Annotated in this window: 27 protein-coding genes; 14 read left to right on the forward strand and 13 right to left on the reverse strand. The window is 42.1% G+C overall.

The features are described 5' to 3' along the window. Positions 1–51: 51 nt before the first annotated feature. The 4 genes from N483_RS23780 to N483_RS23795 are packed head-to-tail and all read right to left on the reverse strand — an operon-like array spanning position 52 to position 3,448. A complete protein-coding gene (locus tag N483_RS23780; protein WP_023398619.1) occupies positions 52–801 on the reverse strand; it encodes a HugZ family protein in 750 nt (249 codons plus the stop codon). Continuing rightward, positions 794–1,591 (reverse strand): heme ABC transporter ATP-binding protein, encoded by a 798-nt coding sequence (locus N483_RS23785; protein ID WP_023398620.1) that lies wholly within the window; start codon positions 1,589–1,591, stop codon positions 794–796. Before N483_RS23785 ends, N483_RS23780 begins: the two co-directional genes overlap by 8 nt. Further along, a complete protein-coding gene (locus tag N483_RS23790; RefSeq protein WP_023398621.1) occupies positions 1,584–2,633 on the reverse strand; it encodes a FecCD family ABC transporter permease in 1,050 nt (349 codons plus the stop codon). Before N483_RS23790 ends, N483_RS23785 begins: the two co-directional genes overlap by 8 nt. Then, positions 2,630–3,448, reverse strand: a complete 819-nt coding sequence (locus tag N483_RS23795; RefSeq protein WP_023398622.1) for a heme/hemin ABC transporter substrate-binding protein — start codon at positions 3,446–3,448, stop codon at positions 2,630–2,632. Before N483_RS23795 ends, N483_RS23790 begins: the two co-directional genes overlap by 4 nt. A 243-nt stretch (positions 3,449–3,691) precedes the next feature. Between N483_RS23795 and N483_RS23800 the strand changes: the two genes are divergently transcribed. The 6 genes from N483_RS23800 to tyrA all read left to right on the forward strand — a co-directional run bounded on the left by N483_RS23800 (position 3,692) and on the right by tyrA (position 9,425). Then, complete coding sequence (locus N483_RS23800; protein ID WP_023398623.1) at positions 3,692–5,794, forward strand: TonB-dependent hemoglobin/transferrin/lactoferrin family receptor; 2,103 nt, start codon at positions 3,692–3,694, stop codon at positions 5,792–5,794. A 270-nt stretch (positions 5,795–6,064) separates the two neighbouring features. Further along, the gene (gene rpsP / locus N483_RS23805; RefSeq protein WP_023398624.1) at positions 6,065–6,313 is read left to right on the forward strand and encodes a 30S ribosomal protein S16; all 249 of its coding nucleotides are present in this window, start codon (positions 6,065–6,067) and stop codon (positions 6,311–6,313) included. Positions 6,314–6,330: 17 nt separating this feature from the next. After that, positions 6,331–6,864, forward strand: coding sequence for a ribosome maturation factor RimM (gene rimM / locus N483_RS23810; protein WP_023398625.1), 534 nt, complete (start codon positions 6,331–6,333; stop codon positions 6,862–6,864). Further along, positions 6,864–7,628, forward strand: coding sequence for a tRNA (guanosine(37)-N1)-methyltransferase TrmD (trmD, locus tag N483_RS23815; protein WP_023398626.1), 765 nt, complete (start codon positions 6,864–6,866; stop codon positions 7,626–7,628). Before rimM ends, trmD begins: the two co-directional genes overlap by 1 nt. 33 nt (positions 7,629–7,661) lie before the next feature. After that, positions 7,662–8,021: a 50S ribosomal protein L19 gene (gene rplS / locus N483_RS23820; RefSeq protein ID WP_023398627.1), complete on the forward strand. Its 360-nt coding sequence runs from the start codon at positions 7,662–7,664 to the stop codon at positions 8,019–8,021. A gap of 258 nt (positions 8,022–8,279) precedes the next feature. Next, positions 8,280–9,425, forward strand: coding sequence for a bifunctional chorismate mutase/prephenate dehydrogenase (gene tyrA, locus N483_RS23825; protein WP_036975720.1), 1,146 nt, complete (start codon positions 8,280–8,282; stop codon positions 9,423–9,425). Between the two features lie 100 nt (positions 9,426–9,525). Here the strand turns inward: tyrA and pheA are convergent, their stop codons facing one another. After that, positions 9,526–10,680, reverse strand: coding sequence for a prephenate dehydratase (pheA, locus tag N483_RS23830; protein WP_023398629.1), 1,155 nt, complete (start codon positions 10,678–10,680; stop codon positions 9,526–9,528). A gap of 310 nt (positions 10,681–10,990) precedes the next feature. Between pheA and N483_RS23835 the strand changes: the two genes are divergently transcribed. After that, on the forward strand, positions 10,991–13,969 hold the full coding sequence (locus N483_RS23835) for an EAL domain-containing protein (RefSeq protein ID WP_023398630.1): 2,979 nt from the start codon (positions 10,991–10,993) through the stop codon (positions 13,967–13,969). On the opposite strand, the gene yciH is transcribed toward N483_RS23835, so the two are convergent. Then, on the reverse strand, positions 13,966–14,295 hold the full coding sequence (gene yciH, locus N483_RS23840; RefSeq protein ID WP_023398631.1) for a stress response translation initiation inhibitor YciH: 330 nt from the start codon (positions 14,293–14,295) through the stop codon (positions 13,966–13,968). The genes N483_RS23835 and yciH overlap by 4 nt on opposite strands. A gap of 145 nt (positions 14,296–14,440) precedes the next feature. Between yciH and N483_RS23845 the strand changes: the two genes are divergently transcribed. The 4 genes from N483_RS23845 to N483_RS23860 all read left to right on the forward strand — a co-directional run bounded on the left by N483_RS23845 (position 14,441) and on the right by N483_RS23860 (position 18,575). Beyond that, entirely contained in the window at positions 14,441–14,746 is a 306-nt protein-coding gene (locus N483_RS23845; protein WP_023398632.1) for an STAS domain-containing protein, read from the forward strand. 14 nt (positions 14,747–14,760) lie between these two features. Next, positions 14,761–16,410 carry an ATP-binding SpoIIE family protein phosphatase gene (locus N483_RS23850; protein WP_023398633.1) on the forward strand — a complete coding sequence of 550 codons (1,650 nt, stop codon included), beginning with the start codon at positions 14,761–14,763 and terminating at the stop codon, positions 16,408–16,410. Between the two features lie 137 nt (positions 16,411–16,547). Then, positions 16,548–17,207, forward strand: a complete 660-nt coding sequence (locus N483_RS23855) for a GAF domain-containing protein (RefSeq protein WP_023398634.1) — start codon at positions 16,548–16,550, stop codon at positions 17,205–17,207. Between the two features lie 174 nt (positions 17,208–17,381). Beyond that, positions 17,382–18,575, forward strand: coding sequence for an amino acid aminotransferase (locus N483_RS23860; RefSeq protein ID WP_023398635.1), 1,194 nt, complete (start codon positions 17,382–17,384; stop codon positions 18,573–18,575). A 111-nt stretch (positions 18,576–18,686) separates the two neighbouring features. On the opposite strand, the gene N483_RS23865 is transcribed toward N483_RS23860, so the two are convergent. Further along, on the reverse strand, positions 18,687–19,013 hold the full coding sequence (locus tag N483_RS23865; RefSeq protein WP_023398636.1) for a YebG family protein: 327 nt from the start codon (positions 19,011–19,013) through the stop codon (positions 18,687–18,689). 213 nt (positions 19,014–19,226) lie between these two features. Between N483_RS23865 and N483_RS23870 the strand changes: the two genes are divergently transcribed. Beyond that, positions 19,227–19,520, forward strand: coding sequence for a ComEA family DNA-binding protein (locus N483_RS23870; RefSeq protein WP_023398637.1), 294 nt, complete (start codon positions 19,227–19,229; stop codon positions 19,518–19,520). Between the two features lie 18 nt (positions 19,521–19,538). Here the strand turns inward: N483_RS23870 and N483_RS23875 are convergent, their stop codons facing one another. Both N483_RS23875 and dsbB read right to left on the reverse strand, forming a co-directional pair. Beyond that, positions 19,539–19,841: a hypothetical protein gene (locus tag N483_RS23875; RefSeq protein ID WP_023398638.1), complete on the reverse strand. Its 303-nt coding sequence runs from the start codon at positions 19,839–19,841 to the stop codon at positions 19,539–19,541. A 13-nt stretch (positions 19,842–19,854) separates the two neighbouring features. Next, the gene (gene dsbB, locus N483_RS23880; protein WP_419555118.1) at positions 19,855–20,358 is read right to left on the reverse strand and encodes a disulfide bond formation protein DsbB; all 504 of its coding nucleotides are present in this window, start codon (positions 20,356–20,358) and stop codon (positions 19,855–19,857) included. A 612-nt stretch (positions 20,359–20,970) separates the two neighbouring features. Here dsbB and fadR point away from each other — a divergent pair. Both fadR and N483_RS23890 read left to right on the forward strand, forming a co-directional pair. Continuing rightward, positions 20,971–21,684 (forward strand): fatty acid metabolism transcriptional regulator FadR, encoded by a 714-nt coding sequence (gene fadR, locus N483_RS23885; RefSeq protein ID WP_023398640.1) that lies wholly within the window; start codon positions 20,971–20,973, stop codon positions 21,682–21,684. A 226-nt stretch (positions 21,685–21,910) separates the two neighbouring features. Beyond that, entirely contained in the window at positions 21,911–22,516 is a 606-nt protein-coding gene (locus N483_RS23890; RefSeq protein WP_023398641.1) for a peroxiredoxin C, read from the forward strand. Positions 22,517–22,586: 70 nt separating this feature from the next. On the opposite strand, the gene N483_RS27640 is transcribed toward N483_RS23890, so the two are convergent. The 4 genes from N483_RS27640 to smrB form a co-directional block, all read right to left on the reverse strand. After that, positions 22,587–22,709, reverse strand: a complete 123-nt coding sequence (locus N483_RS27640; RefSeq protein ID WP_023398642.1) for a hypothetical protein — start codon at positions 22,707–22,709, stop codon at positions 22,587–22,589. A gap of 1 nt (position 22,710) precedes the next feature. Continuing rightward, entirely contained in the window at positions 22,711–22,956 is a 246-nt protein-coding gene (locus N483_RS23895) for a hypothetical protein (RefSeq protein ID WP_023398643.1), read from the reverse strand. A 173-nt stretch (positions 22,957–23,129) separates the two neighbouring features. Continuing rightward, a complete protein-coding gene (locus N483_RS23900; protein ID WP_023398644.1) occupies positions 23,130–23,930 on the reverse strand; it encodes a response regulator in 801 nt (266 codons plus the stop codon). Positions 23,931–24,099: 169 nt separating this feature from the next. Continuing rightward, positions 24,100–24,654, reverse strand: a complete 555-nt coding sequence (gene smrB, locus N483_RS23905; RefSeq protein WP_023398645.1) for an endonuclease SmrB — start codon at positions 24,652–24,654, stop codon at positions 24,100–24,102. Positions 24,655–24,733 lie beyond the last annotated feature (79 nt).

Raw genomic sequence — 24,733 nt, forward strand, 5'->3', positions numbered from 1 at the left:
TGACACTTCCCTTTTTTGATCTAAAGTTGAACAGCTTAGCTGTGTTTCAATTTAATCTTGCGCAGTTTCAGTGCTGGTGTTTAACTCTTTTCTGGCCAGCTTAGTGAGCCTGACTAATTCCATTCGAACAGCTTTACTATCCATACACACATTTTCAAATTGAATGTAGTAATTTTTATCATTGGCTCGTAAGTAGCATCCATCAGGTACTATGGTGGTCATAGTTACGTGTTCGGCTTCGACCTGATGAATAAGTTTGAGCATTAATTGGTTGGCGTCAGCATGGTCGTCATTCATATGCTCAACCATTCTTTTTTCATCTTCTAATGTCCATTCCGGTTCTTGCGCATTCCACTCATTTTGTTCTATCCAGAAGATATGACCAAAACCACCAATGTAGCGAACGCGTTTTACGTCCATACGCCATAGTTGGAAATCATGGGCCTGTCGGTAAGAAACAGCCTCTGGATATTGACGTTCATAACGTTCTAGCAGTGCTTCAGATTCCTCAGTTGGCACTGGAGCAGCATCACCGACGATAGTAACGCGTGCATGGGCGTTTTGGTCACCTTGCTCTGCGGCGTCAAAAACCGTAGCGCACATGCGGCTGTCTTCGGTTAGGTTGCGCGAATGCTGCGCGATGCCGGCAATATAAAACACGAGTCTACCTTGGTTGTCCGTCATAAAAGGAGACACAGAACCAAAAGGGTAGCCTTGTAGGTTTTTAGAAAGAGTTGAGATCACACAGACAGATGACTGTCTTACTAGGGTGCGTGCTTCAAAAGCGGCTTGTTCACGCATTGGAGGCTCCTGTTAGCGGTTCTGAAAAAATCATAGGGATTTCAAAGCTGGGGTGCAAGTTAATTTGCATACCAGCACGATAGATAGGCTGTAATACTTCTGGGCGCAATACGTCTTGCGGTTTTCCGTCATGGTAAATAATGCCATGATGTAGTAGTAAGATTCTATCTGCATATAATGAAGCAAGGTTCAAATCATGCAACACGGCAATAACTGTATTGCCTTGTTCGGCAAATGATTTGGCTTTGCTCAGGGTTACGTGTTGGTGGTGAAGATCGAGCGCGGATGTCGGCTCATCCAACAACATAAGTTTACCTGTAGTTTGAGTGCTATGTGCATTTAATTGTGCAATACAACGCGCGAATTGAACGCGTTGAAACTCGCCCCCAGACAACACAGTGACATCTCTGTCAGCCAAAGTTTCAAGAGACATTTGCGCTATTATATCATTGACAACATCCGCTTGTGTTTGCGTTGTTTCATGGTAAGGGTAGCGACCCATTGCAATTAGCTCTGCGGCATTAAAGGCGAAGTTTACTCGGTTGTTTTGTAGTAGCATCGCTCGCTGGGTTGCCAGTGTTTGAGGGTCAAGAGCATGAACAGACTGACCATTCAATAACACTTCACCGGTGTAGCTCAAATCATCGCATATTGCACTCAACAAGGTTGATTTGCCTGCACCATTCTCTCCCAGCAATACAATAAACTCACCTTGACGAGCAGTAAATGAGAGATCGTGAACAATACGCTTGGTACCACGAGTAATGCTAACATTTTTACATTCAAGCATGTGCACCTCGCTTTTGTTTGATTAACTGGTAGATGAAAAATGGCGCGCCAAACAAAGCGGTAACTATGCCAATTGGCAATTCAGATGGTGCAACAATTAAGCGTGCAATCCAATCAGCCAAAAGCATAAGTAAGCAGCCTAAAAGCATACTTAGTGGTAACATTTTACGCAGATCTGGACCCACCAATAAACGTGCGATATGTGGCACAACTAAGCCTACAAAGCCAATCATACCGGCCATTGCAACAGCGCCACCAACGCCCAAAGCAACTAAAAATACCACTTCTGTTTTAAGGCGTTTTACGTTGACACCTAGATGCCTTGCATCTCGCTCTCCTAACATCAATGCATTGATTTGACGTTTTTTCAACAGCAACATAATTGTACTAATGATGATCAATGGCGCACCATAAGTCATTGCTGACCAACTAGCACCACCTAAAGAGCCCATTTGCCAATAAGTCATTAGTCGCAATGAGCTGTCGTCAGCAAAAAAGCTAAACAAGCCTATAATAGCCATGGCAATGGCATTAATAGCGACGCCAGCGAGTAACAAAGTGGTGATTTGCACTTGTCCTTGATGATTTGCTAGGCGATATATGACAGAGGTGATGGTTAATGCACCTATGAATGCAGCCGGTGCAACCATGGCTTCGTTTATAAAGCTGACTTTGGGGGCCAGTGCGATCACAGCGATGGCGGCTACTGCTGCACCGCCAGTGACTCCCATTAGGCTAGGGTCGGCCAATGGGTTGCGGCAAAGAGCTTGGGTTGCTGCACCACTACAGGCAAGTACAGAGCCAACTAAAATGGCAAGCATGAGCCTCGGTAGCCTAATTTGTGATACAACGCTTATATGTAGGTCATTAATGTCGGTTGTCATTGAATCCGGTAACAGCCATACGATGGGCATTTTCCAATCCCAACCGACAGGGCCACTGCTTAGCGACAGCCAAGCAAGGCTAAGCAGCAAAAAAATGCTTAGCCAGTACCATTTTAAATGTTGCTTTGAGTTTAAAATCGGGAGCGTAATATTACTCATAGTGCCTGCTTACGATGAAATGCGTCTAGCTTGGCAATGGCTTCAGGTAAGCGTGTGGTCATACCTAGTGCCATTAATGAATCCATAACTAAAAGACGACATTCCTTCGCAGCGGGGATCAAAGCCAGTGCAGCTTGATTGCAAAACTTTTCTGGACCACCGGCTCCGTATACAACGTGGCTGGGCGCGATGATAAAATCGGGGTTGGCGACGAGCATAGATTCTCGATTAATTGGTTTAAACCCGCTATGTGTCGCGATGTTTTTAATTCCTGTGTAGTTAAACAGCACCTCAGGTACAGTTTCTTTCCCTGCGACCATCACACCACGTTCACCCGCGGAGAGAATAAATAAGGCTTTGGTTTTTGAGGGTTTAGGTTTCTGGGGCAACTGGGACTTGAGCGATTTTATCAATATAGTCGCTTGGTGCTCTTTTTTTAAGTCCTTTGCTACTTGGTTGATTAAAGTGTAAAGATCGTTAACTTTATCTGGCTTGTCATAGTGATGAACCGGTACACCTGTGCTTTTAATTTGTGTAAGCACTTCTGGGCGACCTGCGCCTTCTAAAGTCAAAATCATGGTCGGTTTTTGCGACAAAATACCTTCGGCGGCGAGATCTCGATAGTAGCCGACTTTAGGTAAAGCAGCCGCTTTTGGAGGCCAAGTACTTGAGGTGTCTACGGCAACAACGTTGTCACCAGCATTTAGTGCATAAACGATGTCGGTAATTGTACCGCCAGCAACAACCAAGCGTTCGGCGTTAGCCATGAAGCTGTTTACCATCAGTAAAATACCGATAAAAAAGGTATGTTTCATTGTTTTTCTCACGTTTTAATACTTGAGTATTTGACCCAAAACTGCGCTGTAATTGCCTCAGTTTGAGCGACTGATAAATCCCTTATGAGTACATGTATCCAATAACGGCAATAATACATTCTACAGAAAATAAAATCTATATGATTATAGAAATGCAAATAATTATCGTTTGCGATCGAGTGAAAATACCTTTATAGTGCACAGCGAAAATTATTCATTCTTCCTGTTTGAGGTTAAAAGATAATGTTTAAAAGAACTACTCTTTCGCTAGGTATTGCGGCGGCAGTCTTAACTGCGCCTAATGTTGTTGCTGAACAATTTGAAAAAGATAGCGAAGTAATCGTAGTATCAGGGTCGCGTATTGAGCAAAAGCTTGAAGATGTCGCAGGCACTGTAAATGTTGTCACCGAACAAGAGATTGAACGTGAGTTAGCAGTTGACTTAAATACCGCATTTAAGTATCAAACAGGGATTACAACTACGGGCTCTACAGGTGAAGCCCAAGCGCTCAATATTCGTGGTATCGGTGGAAACCGCGTGGTGTACGTCAAAGACGGTCGCCGTTTAAATGATGCATACTCAGGTGGTGGTGGTTTAATTATCGGCCGCGGCTATTTTGATGTAGATAATGTTAAGCAAATCGAGGTTGCCAAAGGCGCGGCATCGTCGCTATATGGTTCAGATGCGCTTGGCGGTATTGTTGTCATTTCGACAAAAAATCCGTCTGATTATTTATCGGGTAAGGATACATACGCACAAGTTGGCCTTGGTTACTATGGCGTAAATGCTGAAAAAAGCGCGACGGCGACATTTGCCAAGCAGCTGAGTGATTCTAACGCGACATCTATTCAAGTTACACGTCGCGATGGTGAAGAAACCCAAAACTATGCAGAAGATTTGCCCGGTTTTGACTACACATCAAATGCATTGCTACTCAAATCTGAATTCAAAATTACTGATAATGAAAGTATTTTGGCGACAGTGGACTACTTTGACCAAGATGTTGAGCAAATCATTAATGCAAATGCTTATGAAACAAGAGATGACAATGAAAGCATTTCATTCTCTTTAGAGTTTGATACAGCGAGTGCAACCAGTTTTTACGATAATCTAAGCGCACAAGTTTATTACACAGACTTTGAGCAACTGAGCGACCAGATCCGCGCTAATGATGGCAGCCGCAGTCGCACAGGACCATATACTGACTTCAATGACTACCGTTTCGAGCAATCTATTTTTGGTACGCGCCTAGTCCTTGATAAACAGCTTGAATTTGGCTCGTTGGCTCATCAATTGGTTTACGGCTTTGATTTTGATAGCTACGAGACGTCACGTCCTCGTTATAAAACACGGATTGATGCACAAGGCAATAAAAGCAAAGATAGAGAAGGACAAAAGACGTTTCCAGGCGCAGATACAACTATGCTAGGTCTATTTGTTCAAGACAACATTACCTTGATACCAGATACACTTAAGCTCAATGCTGGCTTACGTATTGACCGCTATGAGATGGATGCTAAACAAAGTGAATTATATGCGGGCACAGAGTTCGGCGACATCAGTGAAACGGCTCTGTCTCCTAAACTGGGCTTAGTTTATTCTGTGTCAGAAAACTTAAATGTTGTTGCTCAGTATTCTCGAGGTTTCAAAATCCCACCTCATGATCTTGCATATCAAAGTCATGGTGTTGAGCCGTTCTATCAAATTCTACCTAATTCAGATTTAGAGCCAGAAACCAGTGATAGCATTGAATTTGGTGTTAAAGGTGATTTTGAGTCGAAACAGTTCTCTGTCACAGTATTTAATTCAAAATTTGATGATTTTATCTCAAACAAAATAGTGCGCGTAGAGCCAAGCCAAATTCCAGGCATGCCTCCTAAGACATACTATCAGTACCAAAATATCGCAGAAGTCGAGATCAAAGGTTTAGAAGCTAATTTCACTGTCTGGGTAAACGACAATGTATCGATTGATACTGGCTTTACTTATGTACAGGGTAAAGATAAAGAGACCAATGAATACATTAGCACTCTTAGTCCACTCAATGGCTTTGCAAAAGCACGCTATGAGCTGGACAACTGGTCAGTTACAGCGGCATTTAAAGCAGCCAAACGTATGACTAAGGTACCAGCTGATGACAAAGTCAAAACAGCGGGTTGGGGTACGGTTGATCTCTTCGCTGAGTACGATTTTGGTAACTTGAGACTCAATGCGGGTGTCTTTAACTTGCTAGACAAGGAATATATTCCATATGAGAGCGTTGCTGGACAGTCTGCTGACGCAGCGCTAGGACAGTACACGCAACCTGGACGCAATTTTGCCCTAAATGCGAAATATACGTTCTAAGGTGTAATACCTCCCTGCGAGCAAGGTGATTAATGCTTTGCTTGAGCTTTTAAACGGGTGTTTTTAACAGCACCCGTTTCTTTATTTTGGCGTGTGCGAAGCCAAACAATGAGTGCGTTTTAGGTCCAAATTGACCTAGGCATGTCAAGATTGAGAATTAAATCCAAAACATGCTTGCATTGTTGAGAAAAACTCGTACAATTCCCCAGCTTCCCGTAGTGGGAAGTAATATCTTATTAATGAAAACAGTCAATCTATGTAGAGGACGGTATGGTAACTATTCGTTTGCAACGTGGCGGCGCTAAAAAGCGTCCATTCTATCAAATCGTGGTTGCGGATAGCCGTTTCTCGCGTGACGGTCGTTTCATCGAGAAAGTAGGTTTCTTTAACCCAATCGCTTCTGGTCAGGAAGAAAAAATTCGTCTAGATCTTGCTCGTGTTGATCACTGGGTAGGCCAAGGCGCATCTCTTTCAGATCGCGTAGCTAAGTTAGTTAAAGACGCTCGTAAAGCGGCTTAATAGGCGTAAGTGTAACCATGAGTCAAGATAACACCTCGACACTAGTTGTCGGCAAATTAGGTGCCCCTTATGGTATTAAGGGTTGGCTTAAGGTGCATTCATTTACTGATGATCCCCAAGGGATCTTCGATTTCAGCCCATGGTTGATAGGGCAACAAGGTAAATGGCAAGCACTTGAAGTGAGCGACTGGCGTCGCCACAACAAGGGTTTCATCGCTAAATTTGCAAACATTAACGACAGAGACGAAGCAATGGCTTATACCAACGCTGAAATCGCCGTTAATAGTGAGCAGCTTCCTGAATTACCTGAAGGGGAGTTTTATTGGCGAGACTTAATTGGTATGACGGTTGTAACTAATAAAGGTTACAACTTAGGTCATGTCGATGACCTGATGGAGACTGGCTCAAATGATGTTTTGGTTGTGAAAGCAAACAAAAAAGATGCATTTGGTCAGACTGAGCGCTTAATTCCATTTTTGACAGATTCTGTCATTATTGAAGTTAAGCATGATGAACGTGAAATTACGGTTGATTGGGATCCTGCATTTTAATGAGTGATCAGCAAAAACTTTGGGTGGGCGTGGTATCGCTGTTCCCAGAAATGTTTGATGCAGTTACTCAGCAAGGTGTAACTGGTCGAGCTGTGAAAAACGGTTTGATTGAGTTCAATTGTTGGAACCCTAGAGCGTATGCTACTGACAAACATCGTACTGTAGATGATCGGCCTTACGGCGGTGGTCCAGGTATGTTGATGATGGTAGAGCCGCTTGAAAAAGCCATTCTTGATGCAAAATCTGCAGCGGGTGATGGTGCAAAAGTAATTTATATGTCTCCACAGGGACGCAAACTGGATCAACAAGGCGTTGCTGAATTAGCACAGTCTGAAAAGTTGATTTTAGTTGCGGGTCGATATGAAGGTATAGATGAACGGATCATTGAGTCTCATGTAGACGAAGAGTGGTCCATTGGTGATTTTATTCTCAGTGGTGGCGAATTGCCCGCTATGACGCTTATCGATGCGGTTGCACGATTAGTGCCTGGTGTGCTTGGTCACAATCAGTCTGCTGAGCAGGACTCATTTTCGGATGGCCTGTTAGATTGCCCTCACTATACTCGGCCTGAAATATTGGATGGAAAGCAGGTCCCTGCTGTATTACTCAGTGGGAACCACAAAGAAATTGCAAAATGGCGCTTAAAGCAGTCATTAGGCAGGACTTGGCTACGCCGTCCGGACTTGTTGCGTAACCTAGCTCTGACTGAGGAGCAAGCAAAGCTCCTTGCTGAATTTCAGCAAGAACACGAAGCTTGTGGCTAGAAGACAGTTACTCCTAGGAATGTGAGAAATAAAATGGCAAAAGTAAACCAAAATATTATTAAAGCGCTTGAAGAAGAGCAGCTTAAAACAGACGTACCTGCGTTCGGCGCTGGTGACACAGTTGTTGTACAAGTACGTGTTAAAGAAGGTAACAAAGAGCGTCTACAGGCCTTTGAAGGTGTTGTAATCGCTAAGCGTAACCGTGGCCTTCATTCATCTTTCACTGTTCGTAAGATCTCAAGCGGTGAAGGTGTTGAACGTGTTTTCCAAACACACAGCCCACTGGTTGACAGCGTTACAGTTAAGCGTCGTGGTGCGGTTCGTCGCGCTAAGCTTTACTACTTACGCGAGCGTTCTGGTAAATCTGCACGTATTAAAGAAAAACTTAACTAATACGCGCATACTACCTATGCTTAACAAACAGGCCGCTTCATGCGGCCTGTTTGGTTTCTCCCTCTATATTTCAATTCATTGATTGTCTGCTATCTTTTGTCGTAATACTCACCTACTGACATGTAAATTTAAAACCCATTGGTTTGTACCTTATAATTTCATGAAGTAACGAAATGTTACTTTCTTAATAAAATTCGTCCTGTTAGACTAGGTGTAATTAAATATTTACTGGTGTAAATTAAGGTTTACGGTATGGGAATGAGAGATAATTTGAGTCTAGATGAGCTGCGTGTCCAGATAGATCGCTGTGATAGCGAGCTGGTTAGCTTGCTTGCTGAGCGCAGAAAACTAACAGAGCAGGTTGGGCAAATTAAGCAGCAACAGGGGGCGCCACTACACGCTCCAGATCGAGAAGCGGTTTTAATTGCGGCACGTCGTCAGCAAGCGCAAGAAAAGGGGGTTAACCCTGAATTGGTTGAAGATATTTTGCGCAGAATGATGCGTGAAGCATACGAAAATCAGCAAAGTAAATTAGCGTGTACAGCTCCGCAGCTTTCGCCAATAGTGATAGTAGGTGGTGAAGGAGCAATGGGTCAGTTGTTTGCAAAGCAGTTTCGACGCTCAGGTTATGAAGTCAAAATACTCGATAAAAGTCATCAAGAAGAGGCCGCAGATATTTTATCCGGCGCGAAACTTGTGCTTGTGAGCGTGCCTATAAACAGCTTAGAACAAGTTATCGATGATTTGCCTGCGCTGGATCCCGAATGCATTTTGGCGGATATTACATCTGTAAAGCAGACTCCACTTAAAAGTTTACTCAAAAAACACCCAGGCCCTGTAGTTGGTTTGCACCCAATGTTTGGCCCAGATATCTCTCACTGGGTTAAGCAAACTGTAGTAGCTTGCCACGGGCGAGATCAAGCGGCATATGAGGGGTTACTGAAACAACTTCAGATCTGGGGATGCCATATCGTCTCAATGGAAGCGAAAAAGCACGACCAAGCGATGCAAATTATTCAGGTCATGCGGCACTTGACTACATTTGTTTACGGTCAGTTTTTAGCAAAACAGTGTCACACATTGGAAGAGCTTCGCAGTTGTTCTTCACCCATTTATCAATTGGAGTTGATGATGGTCGGCCGTTTATTTGCACAGTCCCCTGAGTTATATGCCGATATTATGCTTGCTCAATTTGACGACGTTGAAGGATTGCTCGCCAGCTATCAGGATACCTTTGCGCAAACACTTCAAAGCTTGAAACAACGTGACAAAAAAGCTTTGATAGAAGGGTTTGATAAAGCGCAGACCTATTTCTCTGACAGTGCCCATACTTTCTTAGCGCAGAGTAGAGGTATTTTAAATAAAGCCAATGACGCCAAGGTGCTCGATGAGTTAGCTTCATAAGTAGTAATTTTTTGCGCTACATTAGTAGCGCATATACTCTTAAGAGAAAGTATGTATTAAGTTAAGAGGGTTTGCCCAGCACCTAAGCTGGGGTTTTCAATCAAATAGGCTCTACCGCTTTGAGTGACTCACTTTGATAGCAGCCTAAAATCCTAACCGTTTGAGTATGCTCTTTGAGCGCTTCCAGCGCCTTTTGCACTTGAGGATCCGCAATATTTGCCTGTAGATCTACGTAAAAGACTTCTTCCCACGGGTTACCTGGAACAGGACGCGATTCAAGTTTTGTCATGTTAATGCTGTTTTCTTTGAACACCATCAACGCATCTGCAAGGGAACCGACATGCTGTTTTGTCGCCATGATAAGGCTGGTTTTTGTTGGGATTTGAGTTGATACTTGAAGTGGTTTTCTTGCGACCACAATAAAGCGACTGTGGTTCTCAGCTTGATTGGCAAGTTCACTTTTTATGACTTCCAAGCCCTGTGAACGTCCTGCCTGCGCAGAACCAATCGCCGCACTTTGGTCACATTCCGCAGCAGCCATGATAGCGCTCGAAGTGGAGTCACATGTTTCATGGGTAACGTCTGCAAGACTTTGTAAGAAGCGACTGCACTGTGCGAAAGGTTGTGGGTGTGCATAGATCTTTTTCACATCTTTAAGCTCGATACCGGGTTTGGCCAATAGGCAGTGCTCTACACTGTGAGTGACCTCTCCAACGATAGAAACTTGAGCGTGTTGCATTAAGTCAAACACTTCATTAATACTGCCTGAGCTGGTGTTTTCGATTGGTAAAATACCAAAATCGGCTTTGCCTTTTTCAACTGAATTGGTGATATCTTCAAATGATTGGCAGCCCATTTCGACGACTTTCCCGGGGCGACGGCTAAAATATTTGTGACAAGCTAACTGGCTATACGAACCTTGCCCACCTAGGTAGGCAACTCTATGCGTATCATTGACGGTGTCGGGATTCAGGCTCTTTTGCAGGAGCGCCTGCTGATTGAGTACGGAGTCTTCCAGAATTACTTGAAAAACATTATTAATGTAAAACTGATCTAGGCCCAGAGACTTGCCGTATCGAATTAGTTTTTCTAAGAGGGCAAGTTCTCGTTCTTCATCCCTGATCGGTTTATTGTTGTTAATTTTGTATTCCAATACCCCGTGACTAATACGTCTACGCTTTGCCAAAAGTACTAATAATTCAGAGTCAATTTCATTAATCTCTGTCCTCAATGCATCTAAAGTATCTTGCGTCATGGTCCTCACTCCCATTGTGCCAAAAAAAAAGCCTCCCAGATGGTGGGAGGCTTAGCTATTCGTTTTTACGCGCAAACAGTTAAGCCTCTTCACCTAAAGAAGCTAAAAAAGAAAAAATAACGGCGCGTGAAAAAGTTCATAATCTGTTCGTATCTAAAAATCAGTATTAGCAGTATTATTAACACAGATATCGAACCAATTACAACTAGGTATTTTAAATTATACTCTAATTGCATTGGCTACGAATTACGTGATCTGATATATTCAAGTCAATATATGAAAAAAAACATAACAGGGTAAAGGGTTTATCGTGGGCAACCGTCGTCCTCCTTCGCGTTTTGGTGCTAATTCTCTAAGTGTGAAATTATCAATCTTAATTTCCGCTGTGTGTGTCATTGCTGGCGTATTTGCAGCCGCGTTGATGTTGAAATCTGAGGAAAAGCATCTCGTTGAGGCTGAATTTGTCCAATTACATGGTTTAAGTGAGCAAGTATTACAGCAGTTTTCTCACTATTTAGAACTCAAAAAGAGCCTCGCTCAACAGACAAATGTCGTGGTGTCAAAAAAGCTTCTGTCAGCAACAGAGATACCACTAAATACCGAGTTACCCTTAACTACGAGTAATGGCAGAATGCATAGTGTTGCTGCTAATGGCATGTCGGCAGCTTACATTTTGAAAGATACATTGAGCGAAAGCGATCAAGCGTTATTTCAAAAGTCAGAAAGCCTTTGGAATATTCTGTCACCTATTTTGCTGCAAGACTTTTTCAATTTTTATATCTATACCACAGAGAACTTTGTACGAATTGCGCCACCTAACTCGGTCCTTTTAGACAGCGCACAGAATAGACAGGCTAATATTCACGCTCAACCGCTGTTACGCGAGGAGTTAAACCCTACCAGAGAAGCTGTTTGGTCCGATGTACATCACGACCCTATTTGGAGCAAATGGGTAGTGAGTATTTTAGTTCCGCTGTATGAAGGAGATGTGTATCGAGGCTTTACTGGGAGCGATTTAGATTTAGAAACCTTGCTTTCTAGGCTGCCAAAACCGACCGCAGAGCAAAGTTACATTATTTTTGATAAACAGGGGCGGATTATATCTGCGCCAAATTTACTCAGAGATACCGAGCATTCCGAGTTGTTAACAAAAGATGCATTACCCAGCCCAATACAACGCGTGATTGACACTGCGCTCAAGGTAAATTTACCAAGCTATCAAGATGAGTTTGTACATGACAAAGCAGGCCATATCGCAAATGTGATGCATTTGGGGGAGCTTGACTGGTATGTTGGTATGTACAAGCGCCGAGATACGGCTTTGCACGCGCTTGAAGAGCTCAAGGTCAAGTTTTTTGGCTTGTTTGTTCTCTACGCCGGTTTTGTTGCCATGCTCCTGCACCAAGTAATTTACCATCTGATTTTGAAGCGTATTAATCAATTGGTTAAAGTTCTGATCAGTTTTGGTCGAGGTCAATGGGATCATCCGAAACTCGCCGACAGTGATGATGAAATCGGTTTGTTGAATGCATCATTTAATGACATGAGTGATGATATTAAAAAATTAGTCAACGGACTGAATCAGCGTATCAATGAAAAAGAAATCGCAGAGAAGGCGGCAAACCGGTTATCCAAGGCCGTTGCGTTTTCTGGTACAGGGGTGGTGATCACCAATGAGCGATTCAAAATTGAGTATGTGAATCCAAAAATGGTTGAAATGACTGGGTTTGCCGAATCTCACTTTTTGGATGCGCCACTGCTAGATATTATTTCTAGCGAGATGGCCATCTTAATTGATGATATAGATTTTGACCTCAAAAGCCGTAACTACTGGCGTGGTGATACTTTGTTGCAAAGTAGCAACAATGACCAAATTTGGGTGAGTTTGAGTATTTCTCCAATCCGGGAAAATGGTGGTCGCATTTCAAGTTATGTGGCATCTGCACAAGACATTTCATTTGTTAAAGAAAGTCAAAGAAAGATGGAAGAGCTGGCCTATTTTGACACTCTAACAGGCTTAGCTAATCGTACCTTTTTCCGTATGCAACTGCGTAAATCCATGGCATTGGCCTCTCGTGGACACTACGCGTTTGCGCTATTTTACTTTGACCTCGATGAATTTAAACGCATTAACGATACACTCGGACATGATGCAGGAGATCGGTTACTTGTAGAGGTTGCCGACAGACTTAAACAAAGATTAAGGGCCGAGGATACAATTGCGCGATTGGGTGGTGATGAATTTGCTGTTTTGCTAAGCGGGATAAGCACCCGAGACAACGCAATGGATGTAGCACATACAATACAAAAAACTCTCAGCCAACCCATTTCGCTAGGAAACAACGAGGTCATTGTCAGTGCCAGTATTGGTATCACTTTGGCACCATTTGATAGCCAAGAAGAAGAGCAGTTATTAAAACATGCTGATTTGGCCATGTATGAAGCCAAAGCAAAAGGGCGAAACACTTTCCATTTTTATTCTCAGGAGCTAAATGCGGCAGCGAATGAGCGATTGCACATAGAAAATGAATTACGACAGGCGATTAAGAGTCAACAATTCTCATTGCAGTATCAACCACAAATAGATAGTCGAAGTGGAAAAATTGTTGGTTATGAGGCGTTAATTCGGTGGAATCATCCAACGGAAGGCGGGATCCCGCCGACTAAGTTTATCCCAATTGCTGAGGCTACGGGATTAATCGTCGAAATAGGTACATGGGTTTTGAAAGAGGCTTGCAGATTCTCTTCTGTGCTAAAATCTAAAGGGTATACCGCTGATATTTCAATTAACTTGTCTGCACGACAGTTTAAGGACGCGAATTTAATCGAGACGATTTCTCACACATTAGATGAAGTAGGCCTACCACCTTCAATGCTTCACCTTGAGTTGACAGAAAGTATGCTAATGGGTGATGTCGAAGCAGCAATTGAGCAGCTAAAGGAGATGAAAAAGCTAGGTGTATCACTATCAATTGATGATTTTGGAACAGGCTACTCGTCGCTCAGTTATCTGAAGCGCTTCCCAGTCGATGTACTCAAAGTGGATAGGTCCTTTGTGAAGGATATTCCAGATGATAGTAATGACATGGAAATTACTGCTGCAATTATTGCGATGGCTCAGAAGCTCAGTATGAAGGTGGTTGCTGAAGGGGTGGAAACCGCCGAGCAAGTCGCTTTTTTACAGCGGAATAATTGCCATATCGTACAAGGTTACTACTACAGTGCGCCGCTGACAGAGCAACAAGTATTTGCTCAAGAGCCAGATATTATGAGAGTAGCAGGGAATTAACCCCCTGCTATTTTGACTTTGAATCCCTGAGCAATTAATAGACCTTTTAGCTTTTCACGATCATCGCCTTGAATTTCAATTACACCATCCTTTACTGCACCACCTTGCCCCATTTTACTTTTCAGTAACTTAGCTAATTTTTTTAGATCATGCTGTTCAGGATCAATACCGACTACCAACATCACGCCTTTACCTTTTCTACCTTTGGTTTGACGTTCAATGCGAATGTGGCCATCTTTAAAAAGCTTTACTTCTTGTTGCGGTTGTTCGTCTTGCGGTTTAATTCTTCCCAGCTCGGTAGAATATACTAAACGACCTTCTGACATGGCTTACTCCAAACTAGTTTCATTACCTTGGATACTAACAAAAAGTGTTTTGTGCTGTTATATTTTTTTGGCGAAATTACGTAATACGATTATATTTAAAACATAAAGATGGATAACAATACCAAATTCAAAGTAGGAGCTTGCAATGAGCCTGAGCAAAAATGCTTCAGCCGACGGAAAGACCTTAACAATCCAAATTAAAGGGAAGTTTGACTTTAATTTAGTACAATCATTTCGCCAAGCCTATGCAGAGGTGAACGCCGAAACAGAAAAAGTAGTCGTCGATTTACGAGATACAGACTACATGGATAGCTCAGCCTTAGGGATGCTATTAAATATGAAAAAAACACTTGGTGATTCTGTTGGAAGCATACAGATCAGCAATTGTAGACCACAATTAAAGAAAATCTTGCAGATATCTCGGTTTGATAAAAAGTTTGAAATTGACTAACTGAGTTCGATCGCATGCTTATTTTAGTGGTTGATGATCAACCTCTTAACTGCCGATTGCTCACTGCCATGTTGGAGCAACAACACTATGATGTATTGGTTGCAAACAACGGGCAAGAAGCGCTGGACTTGTTGCAGCAGCATGAGGTAGACATTGTATTGCTTGATGTCATGATGCCTGTTATGAACGGGTTTGAAACGGCGCCAAAGATCAAGGAGTACGCTGGGGATGTGTATTTACCCATTATTTTTATAACCGCGCTTGAAGATCATGCTAGTTTTGAAAAGTGTCTGCGAGTTGGCGGGGATGATTTCATTCATAAACCTTTTGACAGAATTATTCTCTCTGCAAAAATTCGTGCCCACGCCCGTACAAGAAAGCTCAGCAAAGAAGCAAACGAACAAAAGAAACAGCTGCAGTATCATTACAATCAAACTGAAAGAGAGCATGAAATTGTAGAGCATATATTTAGAAATGCCCTGTCAGGCCAAGAAAGGTTTGATACGCTGTGTGACTTTCATCTCTCGCCTGCCTCTATGTTCAATGGTGACATGTTTTTAATGGCAAAAAGCCCCATAGGTGGTTTTTATTGCTTGTTGGGCGACTTTACCGGCCACGGCTTAGCGGCTGCCGTGGGGGCGCTTCCTGCATCGAAAATCTTTTACACTATGGTACAAAAGGGAATGGCTGTAGGGGATATAGCAACGGAGCTGAACAGTTCTTTATATACTTTGCTACCAGGCCACATGTTTTGCGCCGCAGCGATTATTGAGTTGAGCAGTTCTGGTAAGAATATTTCGGCTTGGTTGGGAGGGCTGCCGGACATTTATTTGATTAATGGCCAGGGTAAGGTATTGAAAACCGTTGAGTCGCAGCACATGGCGTTGGGGATTTTGGACGATGAAGAATTCGAAAGAACCATTTTACACTTTGAGGTAGAGCGGGGTACGCGATTAGTGATGGCTACCGATGGGATCATCGAAAGTGAAGGGCCTGATGGCGAAATGTTTGGTGAAGGAAGGTTCATCGATACTTTGCAAAGTAAAAATGCTATCACAACGCAGGAAGTGATAGATAAAGTAAGAGGGTTTGCACAACATGCGGAGCAACAGGATGACTTGAGTATTGCAATAGTTAACTGTTTGGCAGCCGAGGTAGAGAGTTCAAGTGATACGCATTATTCTTGTTTGCCCTTTGATGTGTCAGTTTCTTTAGACGCCGAGCAAATGAAAGTGACTGATCCTGTATTAGAAGTGGTTAATGTATTGAGTAATGTTGAGGGAGTGGATGCGCATAGGTCCAATATATTCCTGTTATTATCGGAAGCGTACAATAACTCTTTAGACCATGGTGTGCTGGGGATCAGCTCTGAATTAAAAAACCAAGAAGATGGGTTTCTAGAATATTATACCCAGCGGGCTGAAGCATTGGCTGAACTGAACAATGCGTCAATTCAAATATCGGCTTCTTATTCTCCCGAAAAGCATTCGATTACCTTTGATATAAAAGATTCTGGCAGCGGATTTATGCAGCCTGAAGTGCAACATGATAACTCTCTATCTAATGAACATGGACGCGGTGTTCAATTGCTTTCAGAGATTGCGGATAGTGTGAGTTACAATCAAATAGGCAATGAAGTAAGGCTTGTTTACTCCCTCAACTAGCTGTTCGAAATATTGAAATTTTTTTTCACTTATTCCTTTCTATTGTTCCTCAAAATAAAAAACATGCTCTTTCCTATAGTCAACGGCATAATTGCGTGTTAAATTTGATTTAGATATATAGATGTTTGGATGGCTAAATGATTTCTGCATACTTAAATAAAACGAAAACCCCAGTGGAACCTTCTTTGGTGAAATTGCAACTAGACTCTTTAGAGGCATTTTTGGCAAGTAATCAAACCAAACCGATATGGTCTTATAAAATTCCAGAGCTTGGTGAAGGGGGAAGTTGTAGCTTATTTGGTCATTTACAAGAAGCACCATTTGAATTGAATTCTTATATTTCACACAGTGAAAGAAACACAGAACTACTGTCTAAACTGCAAGCTATTGTAGAGTTCGTTACCTGTAAAACCGGAGTAGATTGGTTTGGCATCTACCAAACGAGATTGGTAGACGGTGAAAATCAGCTCTTGAAGTTGGCCTATAACGGTGCGCCAAGTCGCCCTCTCTTTCCCATTAATGAACAATTTGCAGCGACTTCGAACAACATTCAAACTGTATTGTCAGAACAATCCCGTATTATCAATGATATTCCCGAATATATTGCAACGGGCGGTGAGTATTATACCTGTGACCCGAAAGTGCAAGCTGAGGTTTGTATTCCATTGTTAAACGACAGTTTTGAGTGTGTCGGGATCATTGATGCAGAGGCTTTTAGTAAAGACTTTTTTACTCCTGACAATTTATCTGTACTGGTTGCGGCTTGCATGAAAATAACACACTACCTTCCTGAGTGAGAGGGCTCGTGTTCTCGTTAAATTGTGTTAGTATTATGGCAACTATAACCCCCAAGATTACTACGTATTATCGAGTTGAATACTTAGAGAAATGAAGGTGAGCTTGAATGCGCTTGAGCGAATTTTTGCGGCCTTGTGTTTTTGCGTACTAGTTTTAATAGGAAAAAAATACACATGTTTTCAGAACTAAAACCACTTCCTACAGACCCAATTTTGGGCCTAATGGCAGCTTATAAGCAAGACGATAACCCTAAAAAAATTGATTTAGGCGTTGGTGTATATAAAGATGAGCAAGGTGCTACTCCGGTTTTAAAAGCGGTTAAAAAAGCAGAAGCATTTCGTTTAGAAAACGAAACCACAAAATCGTACATTGGGTTAGCTGGTAACTTAGACTTTTGCGCTAAGATGGAAGAGTTGTTATTAAGCAATAGTCACACTACATTACTTGCCAACCGAGTGCGTACGGCGCAGACTCCAGGTGGCACAGGCTCTTTGCGCGTAGCTGCTGAGTTCATTAAGCGTTGTAATAAAGATGCGACGGTTTGGGTGACGACACCAACTTGGGCAAACCATATTAGCCTATTTGAAGCTGCTGGCTTGACAGTAAAAGAGTACCCTTACTACGACTACGAGAATAAAGGGCTACTTTTTGACGAGATGATTGATACGCTGAAGCAAGTGCCAAAGGGTGACGTTGTTTTAGTTCATGCATGTTGCCACAATCCAAGTGGTATGGATCTGAATGCCGAACAGTGGCAGATTTTTGCGGACCTTGCTAAAGAGGTTGGCTTTACTCCACTTGTAGACATTGCTTATCAAGGTTTTGGTACCAGCCTAGACGAAGATGCTAATGGTCTACGTTTGCTAGCTCAAACAGTAGAAGAGATGATCATTTGTTCTTCATGCTCTAAAAACTTTGGTCTTTACCGTGAGCGTATTGGTGCATGTTCTGTTATCTCTAAAGATGCAGCGAATGCGGATGTTGCAAACTCAGTTCTATTAAGCGTAGTACGCAGCATCTATTCTATGCCACCGGCACATGGTGCCGACATTGTAAATACTATCCTTTCAAGTGATGAGTTAACACAAGAGTGGCATCAAGAGCTTGCTGAAATGCGTGATCGTATTAACGGTTTACGTAGCCTTGTAAAAGATAGCTTAGCGCAGAGAAATACTGGACATGATTTCTCATTCATTGAGCGCCAGCACGGTATGTTCTCATTCTTAGGTATTAATAAAGAGCAAATTAACCGCCTACGTGAGGAATATTCAATCTATATCGTGGGTTCTAGCCGTGTAAATGTGGCGGGTATTAGCCAAAGCAATATTGATTATTTTGCTGATGCAGTTGCTGCAGTTTTAAAATAATCGCTACGTCGGTTATATAAAACTAAAACGCCGAACTATATCAATAGTGCGGCGTTTTTGCGTTTTTGGAACGAATAAGTCAGTAAAGGTAATTTAAGAACCAAGTAATATTTATGCTTGCTTTATAGCAGTGACCTTATCCTCGGCGACTTCGTCAGTAACTTCTTCGGCTTTCTTGGACGCTTTTTTATTGTCTTTCTCTGCTGATGGTTTACTGCCTTTGAGTACAGAAATAAAATCGTCTTTATACTTTGCCATTTCTAGAGCCAGTGATTCAACTTGTTGCTCGCTAAGTGGTACATCTACCTTATCTAGCATTGCTTCAAGCGCTTCTGCAACATCCAGCATTTTATCGTAGGCATCAGCCTCTTTTTTGCTAGTAAATGTCATTCGCTCTACTCCGTTTCTTTCAACCACATACTTTACTATAACAGCCATGATGACCCTCCATAAAACACTGTTTTTTTATACAGTAAACTGTATTTGCTATTAATGCAACTTAAAGGCACTTCATTAGACGATCCATATGAAAAAAACACAATGAAAATATTAGTAGGCATTTTACAAAAGTAATCGTTAAATCTTATGGTTAGATAGCTTATTTAGTATTTTTAAGCAGTGTTAGACTCATAAACTTTTAAGGAAAATTAAATGCGAAGACATACATGGATTCTTGGACTGATAGTAGCAGTATTTTTGTTGAGTAATTTGGTTCAGGCGCAAGATGTAAACCCGCCTGAACAAGTGCCACTGGTTGTAAATGTGAACACAGCGCAAGTAAATGAGCTGATCCAGCTACCTGGGATTGGTGAGGCAAAAGCGCAGGCAATTGTGATGTCTAGGGAGCAAAATGGTAGATTTGTGGATGTGCAGGAATTAGAGAGAGTGAAAGGAATAGGAAAGGGCCTAATTGAAAAGTTAAAAGCTCACGTGGTATTTGAGTAAGCCAGAGTCTCGCAGAGCCTATGTTTGGCTCTGCTTAAACTGTTCAAGCGCTTGGTCTATATTTTTCAACGCAAATTGTATTTCGATTGGCGCAGTGAGCAATGGATAAGCAAGGCCCGCAACAAGTAGCACAGGTAACAGTGCCCACCCTTCAAAATATGCCAATGCCATAAAAAGGGGTGTTAACAATGTCAGCTTACATACTGCCAAAAATACCTTACTTTTCGCCGATAGCATTGACAGTGCAATTGCTTGGACTTTTTGCTTGTCACGTAGCGACAGGGTTGAAAGCTTGGAAACCTGACTCAGTCTAAAAATCATATCTATCTCAAATCTACTTTTTAAAAATAATCAATGGCGCAAAGATCAAAAAGCTAATCGAATACACTGCAAAGACCACAGCCATCCAGCCGGGCATTGATAAACCAGCAAACGACCAGTCTATACTAGAACAGCTGCCAGTCACAGCGAAAAACGATGGGATCCATTCGTGCAATGGAACTGGGAAGTCTGGTTCAAAAGCACACGTAAAGGCAAAAGGATCTGTTGTGGTTTGCATAGAAAGGTGTTCACGTGCAAGCAACCAACCCCAAATTGAGGCTATGCCCCATCCAGCTGTAGCGATGAGTCGGACGATATAGATACCTTTACCACATAGGCCAATTAGTGCGGCAATTAATACACCTAACATAGCAGTACGTTGGTAGATACACATCACGCAAGGCTCTAAACCCATGGCATACTGAAAATATAGTGCGACAACTTCGAAAATAAGTGCACTTATAAACAATAGCGCCCAAGCGTTGGTAGAGCGAGAAAAGCTCGCAAGTCTTTCAATCATGTATATCTCCTTTTTTGGCCGCTATTATGGCGATGTAGTACGAAGGCATCAAGACCTTTACATTTACGACAAGCCACAAAGAGGCAATTATGTTCTGGCCTATTTACCTTGGTGCGTATAATTCGTATTGCAAACAGTGTATTAGTCACTTGATTTACAGTTAAGTTCCCTTTTTACTTCTTGCCCAGTTGTTCAATGTGAGAGCGTGCGGGTCTACATTCTACCCGACAATCCCGTCATGGTGCTGAGTTTAAATTGAGTGCCAAACTGAATTTAATCGGAGCTAGATTAAAAATGTAATCAATTGATGTTAACTATATAGATCAGGTGCGAATTAAACATGCGGGATAAATGCACAGATTGAAGTCGGGCGTAAAGGCTTTATGGTAAGTGGTGTGTTTATTTAGATGAAAGGAATTGGATTAGTCGACCCTTTTTAAATGCGCAATAGTTAATAACCTGAACATCAATTTGCAGTTGCGCTTGTTACTTTATATCCATCTGGTACAATCAGTAGATTAACGAGTTGCAGTATCATGCTCCGCCTGCTTTCGAGAGTCGCTTGCGTTGAATGTATCTAGCCTTAGGTTGTAAATTAAGTGGTGCTAAATGAGAATTTTTAAAGCCAAGAGCCCAGCGGGATTCGCTGAGGAATATATAGTTGAATCGATTTGGAATGGAGAGTTTCCACCTGGGTCTATTTTACCGGCTGAGCGTGAACTATCAGAGCTAATCGGTGTGACTCGCACAACCTTAAGAGAAGTTTTACAGCGATTGGCCCGCGATGGATGGCTAACAATTCAACATGGTAAGCCAACCAGAGTTAATAATTTTTGGGAAACTTCAGGTCTTAATATCCTGGAAGCTCTAGCTCGACTTGATGAAGACAAAGTTCCCGAGTTGACGGACCAGCTGTTGTCAGCCAGAACCAACATTAGTGCTATCTATACACGCGCGGCGATCAAGCTAAGTCCAGAAAAAGTGATCGAAATACTAGCACAATATGCAGAGTTGCCAGATACAGCAGAAGCTTTTGCAGATTATGATTATCAAGTGCATCATCAACTTGCGATTGCTGGTGGCAATAAGATTTATGTCCTCATCCTGAATGGTTTTAGAGGTTTGTATTCGAAGATTGGTTGTCATTACTTTTCAGAGCCAAAAATTCGAAAAATCACCAGAGAGTTTTATCGCGATTTAACAGAACTTGCTCAGCAAGGCGATCATGATCGCGCGATATCGCTGATACGTAAATATGGTCACCAGTCAGGTGAGCTGTGGCAGCATATCCGTGCAGATATGCCAAATGACATTATGGACTAATTCAGAAAAGGCCCCGCAAGGGGCTTTTTTATGTCTAAAGTTTAGCCTCATCGAATTTTTAGATTGTACCTATCGGATAATTCGATTGTTATTTTTCCCCAGAGCTGAATAAACTTAGGCAAATTTTTTCAAGGGGTTGTTTTTCTTAAACAGCGCCTCAATAATTAGAATCAAATTACAAAATGATTTGTATATTGGAACTAAACCTAACTATTTGGAGAAAACAATGGGTGTATTAGTTGGCCGTCAGGCTCCTGACTTTACAGCAGCAGCAGTACTAGGTAATGGTGAAATCGTAGATAGCTATAATCTACATGAGCGTATCAAAGGTAAAAAAGCGGTTGTATTCTTTTACCCACTAGACTTCACTTTTGTTTGTCCTTCAGAGCTTATTGCGTTCGACAAGCGTTTTGAAGAATTCCAAAAGCGTGGCGTTGAAGTTATCGGTGTTTCTATCGATTCTCAATTCTCACACAACGCATGGCGTAACACACCAGTAAACGAAGGCGGTATCGGTCCAGTTAAATATGACCTAGTTGCTGACGTTAAGCACGAAATCTGTCAAGCATACGACGTTGAGCACCCAGAAGCTGGTGTTGCTTTCCGTGGTTCTTTCCTAATTGACTCTGAAGGTAACGTTCGTCACCAAGTAGTTAACGATCTACCTCTAGGTCGTAACATCGATGAAATGCTTCGCATGGTTGACGCACTAGCGTTCCACGAAGAGCACGGTGAAGTTTGTCCTGCAGGTTGGACTGAAGGTAAATCAGGTATGGACGCAAGCCCTGAAGGTGTTGCTAAGTTCCTATCTGAAAACGAAGGCGAGCTATAATTAGCATTTGCGTCCATCGTTTAAAAACCCGCCTTGTGCGGGTTTTTTGTCTTCGTCAATAACCGCTTCATCAAGTTCTCTCCGCAAACCATTTATGACTGATGATCTTAATGGTTTCTATCGAAAAATAAGCCAGCAATAAGCTCACTACTGGCATCGCTAATAAGCTAATCAAGGTTACTTCACTAAACATATTAGTTTTCCTTTTGAACCTGCTTAGTTTCAGGTTGAGTGGTTTCGATGTCCTTATTTGTACGGATGAAACTATCTACTAGTGCCTTTTTAGTATTAAGCTTTAACTCAACTATGCTCGATTGAATATTTTCACTTACTCGACTTTGCACATCACTTAACATATCACTGGTTATAGTGTTCGCATTTGCAGACGCAGATATACCAATGAAAAGGCTGGTAGTTAGTAATTTAGTAAATAAGTTCATGGCGTTGTTCCCTTTGATTGTTTAGACGCAATAACTATTACAAAGGTTGTGCCAGCTTGGATTTTTATTTTAAGTAATTGATTTTTTGATGATTTTACGTTTGTGTTCTAATTGGCCAAAAATTGATTTGGTGTTTTTGGCCAAGGGAAGTGGTTAAAATAACTAATATATAGTTAATTTTGTTCAAGCATTTGATAAATGAGCTGTTTAACGATATTCGGCTCAAATGGTTTATCACACATAGCATTGACACCTGATTGTGCGACGTTGGCAAGGTGTGTCTCGTTTGCTTCAGAAGTCACCATGAGTACAGGAACGTGGGCATGCTCGTCTGAGCGGCGAATAGCTTCAGTAAGTTCTTGTCCGTTTACTTCTGGCATATTGTAGTCTGTTACTATGAGGTCGAACATGCTCTGCTGCAATACATCTAGTGCCTGCGCGCCATTCTCTGCCTCGCTGATCCGTGTTGCGCCCAAGTTTTGCAAAACCCGTTGTATGTGGTTGCGGGCCAACTTGGAGTCATCTACCACCAAAATTCTCAAATCTTGAATGTCATATAGCTCAAGCTCAAGCTCTTGTGGTGACAGTAAATCAAGCGTCGCATTGATCGCTTTTCCTAAATGCTCCTTGGTAAATGGCTTAGGCAGAATTGCAACCACTCCAGATTGTTTGTATGCCTCAAGCTGCTGTCTGCGTGTTTCACTTGAGACCAGCATAAAGGGCAGCTGATGATCACTAAAATGTGTGTGCACGTGGTCGAGCAATTTGAGCGCATCTCCGTCAGCAAGGTAAAGGGTAGAGATGATCAAATCGGGAAGGTTCTGATTCAATGCGTCAATGGCCGTGCTAACAGAATCTGCAAAATCAATATTTTGCACGCCTTCTTGTTGGAGCTCATGGGCAATAATCTTTCTTTGGGTAACTGAAGGTTCGACGAGTAATATCGTCAAATCTGTACTGAGTAAATCGTTCATTTTAAGCCTGAGGGTAATAGCAGAAACTAAATGTACAAGGCCCGCGTTTTTATGTGGCACCCGTTAAGGGTACAATCTTCCCGCTGACTTCGTATTGTTCAGCTAATATAGCTTATTTGTAAATCTCAGGCTAGCTTGGTTGAGAAACTGCGTTAATAGTTGTTAACGATTATCTACGAAATTCTAAATTTTGTGGCAAATCAACTAAGATTAAAATCGCCCCTTTTCCACCATATTCCAGCGGGGCTTGATGCATTGCAAGAATGTCGGGATGTTGGACTAAATAGTGTGGAACTTTGTGTTTTAGAATACGCTCACCTATACCATGGACAATGCATGCACAGCTGACGTGCTGTTTTTTACAAGCATGAATGAGTGCGGCGAGTTCATCTTTGGCTGTTTCTTTATTCATACCGTGCATATCTAAGATCAATTCAGGCGCGTAATCCCCGCGTCTGAGCTGTTTTGCAAGGTATTTATCAGCACCTGGTCTGACGTAGTTTACGGTACCGTTTGTATCTATATCTGGAACGTATTCATCAGAAAAGTAGAATTCAGCTTGATGTTGCTTTTTTTGTTCTGCAATTACTTCGCCTTTAAAGCGTGTTGCTTTTTGTTTGTGTACCACGGTGTCTTGTTTAAGTGGTTGTGTTCCGGAAATTGCATCGCGGAATAAGTCAAAGTCGTCAGAGGCCATAGCTACTTCGGGATATTCTCTAGTCATTCGCACATTTTAAATAAAAAAAGCATAAAAACCTAGCCTAAAAACCGCTACAATGCCGCTATCTACATAGTGTGAGAAT

Source organism: Pseudoalteromonas luteoviolacea NCIMB 1944 (assembly GCF_001625565.1).
In the GTDB taxonomy this organism is placed as follows: Bacteria; Pseudomonadota; Gammaproteobacteria; order Enterobacterales; family Alteromonadaceae; genus Pseudoalteromonas; species Pseudoalteromonas luteoviolacea_F.

Bases quoted from the DNA above. Each gene is read 5' to 3' on its own strand.
- N483_RS23800 (WP_023398623.1), top strand. From the start codon at position 3,692: ATGTTTAAAAGAACTACTCTTTCGCTAGGTATTGCGGCGGCAGTCTTA.
- N483_RS23790 (WP_023398621.1), bottom strand. From the start codon at position 2,633: ATGAGTAATATTACGCTCCCGATTTTAAACTCAAAGCAACATTTAAAA.
- fadR (WP_023398640.1), top strand. From the start codon at position 20,971: ATGAGAATTTTTAAAGCCAAGAGCCCAGCGGGATTCGCTGAGGAATAT.
- trmD (WP_023398626.1), top strand. From the start codon at position 6,864: ATGAGTGATCAGCAAAAACTTTGGGTGGGCGTGGTATCGCTGTTCCCA.
- N483_RS23900 (WP_023398644.1), bottom strand. From the start codon at position 23,930: ATGAACGATTTACTCAGTACAGATTTGACGATATTACTCGTCGAACCT.
- N483_RS23870 (WP_023398637.1), top strand. From the start codon at position 19,227: ATGCGAAGACATACATGGATTCTTGGACTGATAGTAGCAGTATTTTTG.
- yciH (WP_023398631.1), bottom strand. From the start codon at position 14,295: ATGTCAGAAGGTCGTTTAGTATATTCTACCGAGCTGGGAAGAATTAAA.
- N483_RS23860 (WP_023398635.1), top strand. From the start codon at position 17,382: ATGTTTTCAGAACTAAAACCACTTCCTACAGACCCAATTTTGGGCCTA.
- N483_RS23855 (WP_023398634.1), top strand. From the start codon at position 16,548: ATGATTTCTGCATACTTAAATAAAACGAAAACCCCAGTGGAACCTTCT.
- tyrA (WP_036975720.1), top strand. From the start codon at position 8,280: ATGAGAGATAATTTGAGTCTAGATGAGCTGCGTGTCCAGATAGATCGC.
- N483_RS23890 (WP_023398641.1), top strand. From the start codon at position 21,911: ATGGGTGTATTAGTTGGCCGTCAGGCTCCTGACTTTACAGCAGCAGCA.
- N483_RS23785 (WP_023398620.1), bottom strand. From the start codon at position 1,591: ATGCTTGAATGTAAAAATGTTAGCATTACTCGTGGTACCAAGCGTATT.
- N483_RS27640 (WP_023398642.1), bottom strand. From the start codon at position 22,709: ATGTTTAGTGAAGTAACCTTGATTAGCTTATTAGCGATGCCAGTAGTG.
- N483_RS23850 (WP_023398633.1), top strand. From the start codon at position 14,761: ATGCTTATTTTAGTGGTTGATGATCAACCTCTTAACTGCCGATTGCTC.
- N483_RS23795 (WP_023398622.1), bottom strand. From the start codon at position 3,448: ATGAAACATACCTTTTTTATCGGTATTTTACTGATGGTAAACAGCTTC.
- smrB (WP_023398645.1), bottom strand. From the start codon at position 24,654: ATGACTAGAGAATATCCCGAAGTAGCTATGGCCTCTGACGACTTTGAC.
- rimM (WP_023398625.1), top strand. From the start codon at position 6,331: ATGAGTCAAGATAACACCTCGACACTAGTTGTCGGCAAATTAGGTGCC.
- N483_RS23780 (WP_023398619.1), bottom strand. From the start codon at position 801: ATGCGTGAACAAGCCGCTTTTGAAGCACGCACCCTAGTAAGACAGTCA.
- N483_RS23865 (WP_023398636.1), bottom strand. From the start codon at position 19,013: ATGGCTGTTATAGTAAAGTATGTGGTTGAAAGAAACGGAGTAGAGCGA.
- pheA (WP_023398629.1), bottom strand. From the start codon at position 10,680: ATGACGCAAGATACTTTAGATGCATTGAGGACAGAGATTAATGAAATT.
- N483_RS23845 (WP_023398632.1), top strand. From the start codon at position 14,441: ATGAGCCTGAGCAAAAATGCTTCAGCCGACGGAAAGACCTTAACAATC.
- N483_RS23875 (WP_023398638.1), bottom strand. From the start codon at position 19,841: ATGATTTTTAGACTGAGTCAGGTTTCCAAGCTTTCAACCCTGTCGCTA.
- rplS (WP_023398627.1), top strand. From the start codon at position 7,662: ATGGCAAAAGTAAACCAAAATATTATTAAAGCGCTTGAAGAAGAGCAG.
- N483_RS23895 (WP_023398643.1), bottom strand. From the start codon at position 22,956: ATGAACTTATTTACTAAATTACTAACTACCAGCCTTTTCATTGGTATA.
- rpsP (WP_023398624.1), top strand. From the start codon at position 6,065: ATGGTAACTATTCGTTTGCAACGTGGCGGCGCTAAAAAGCGTCCATTC.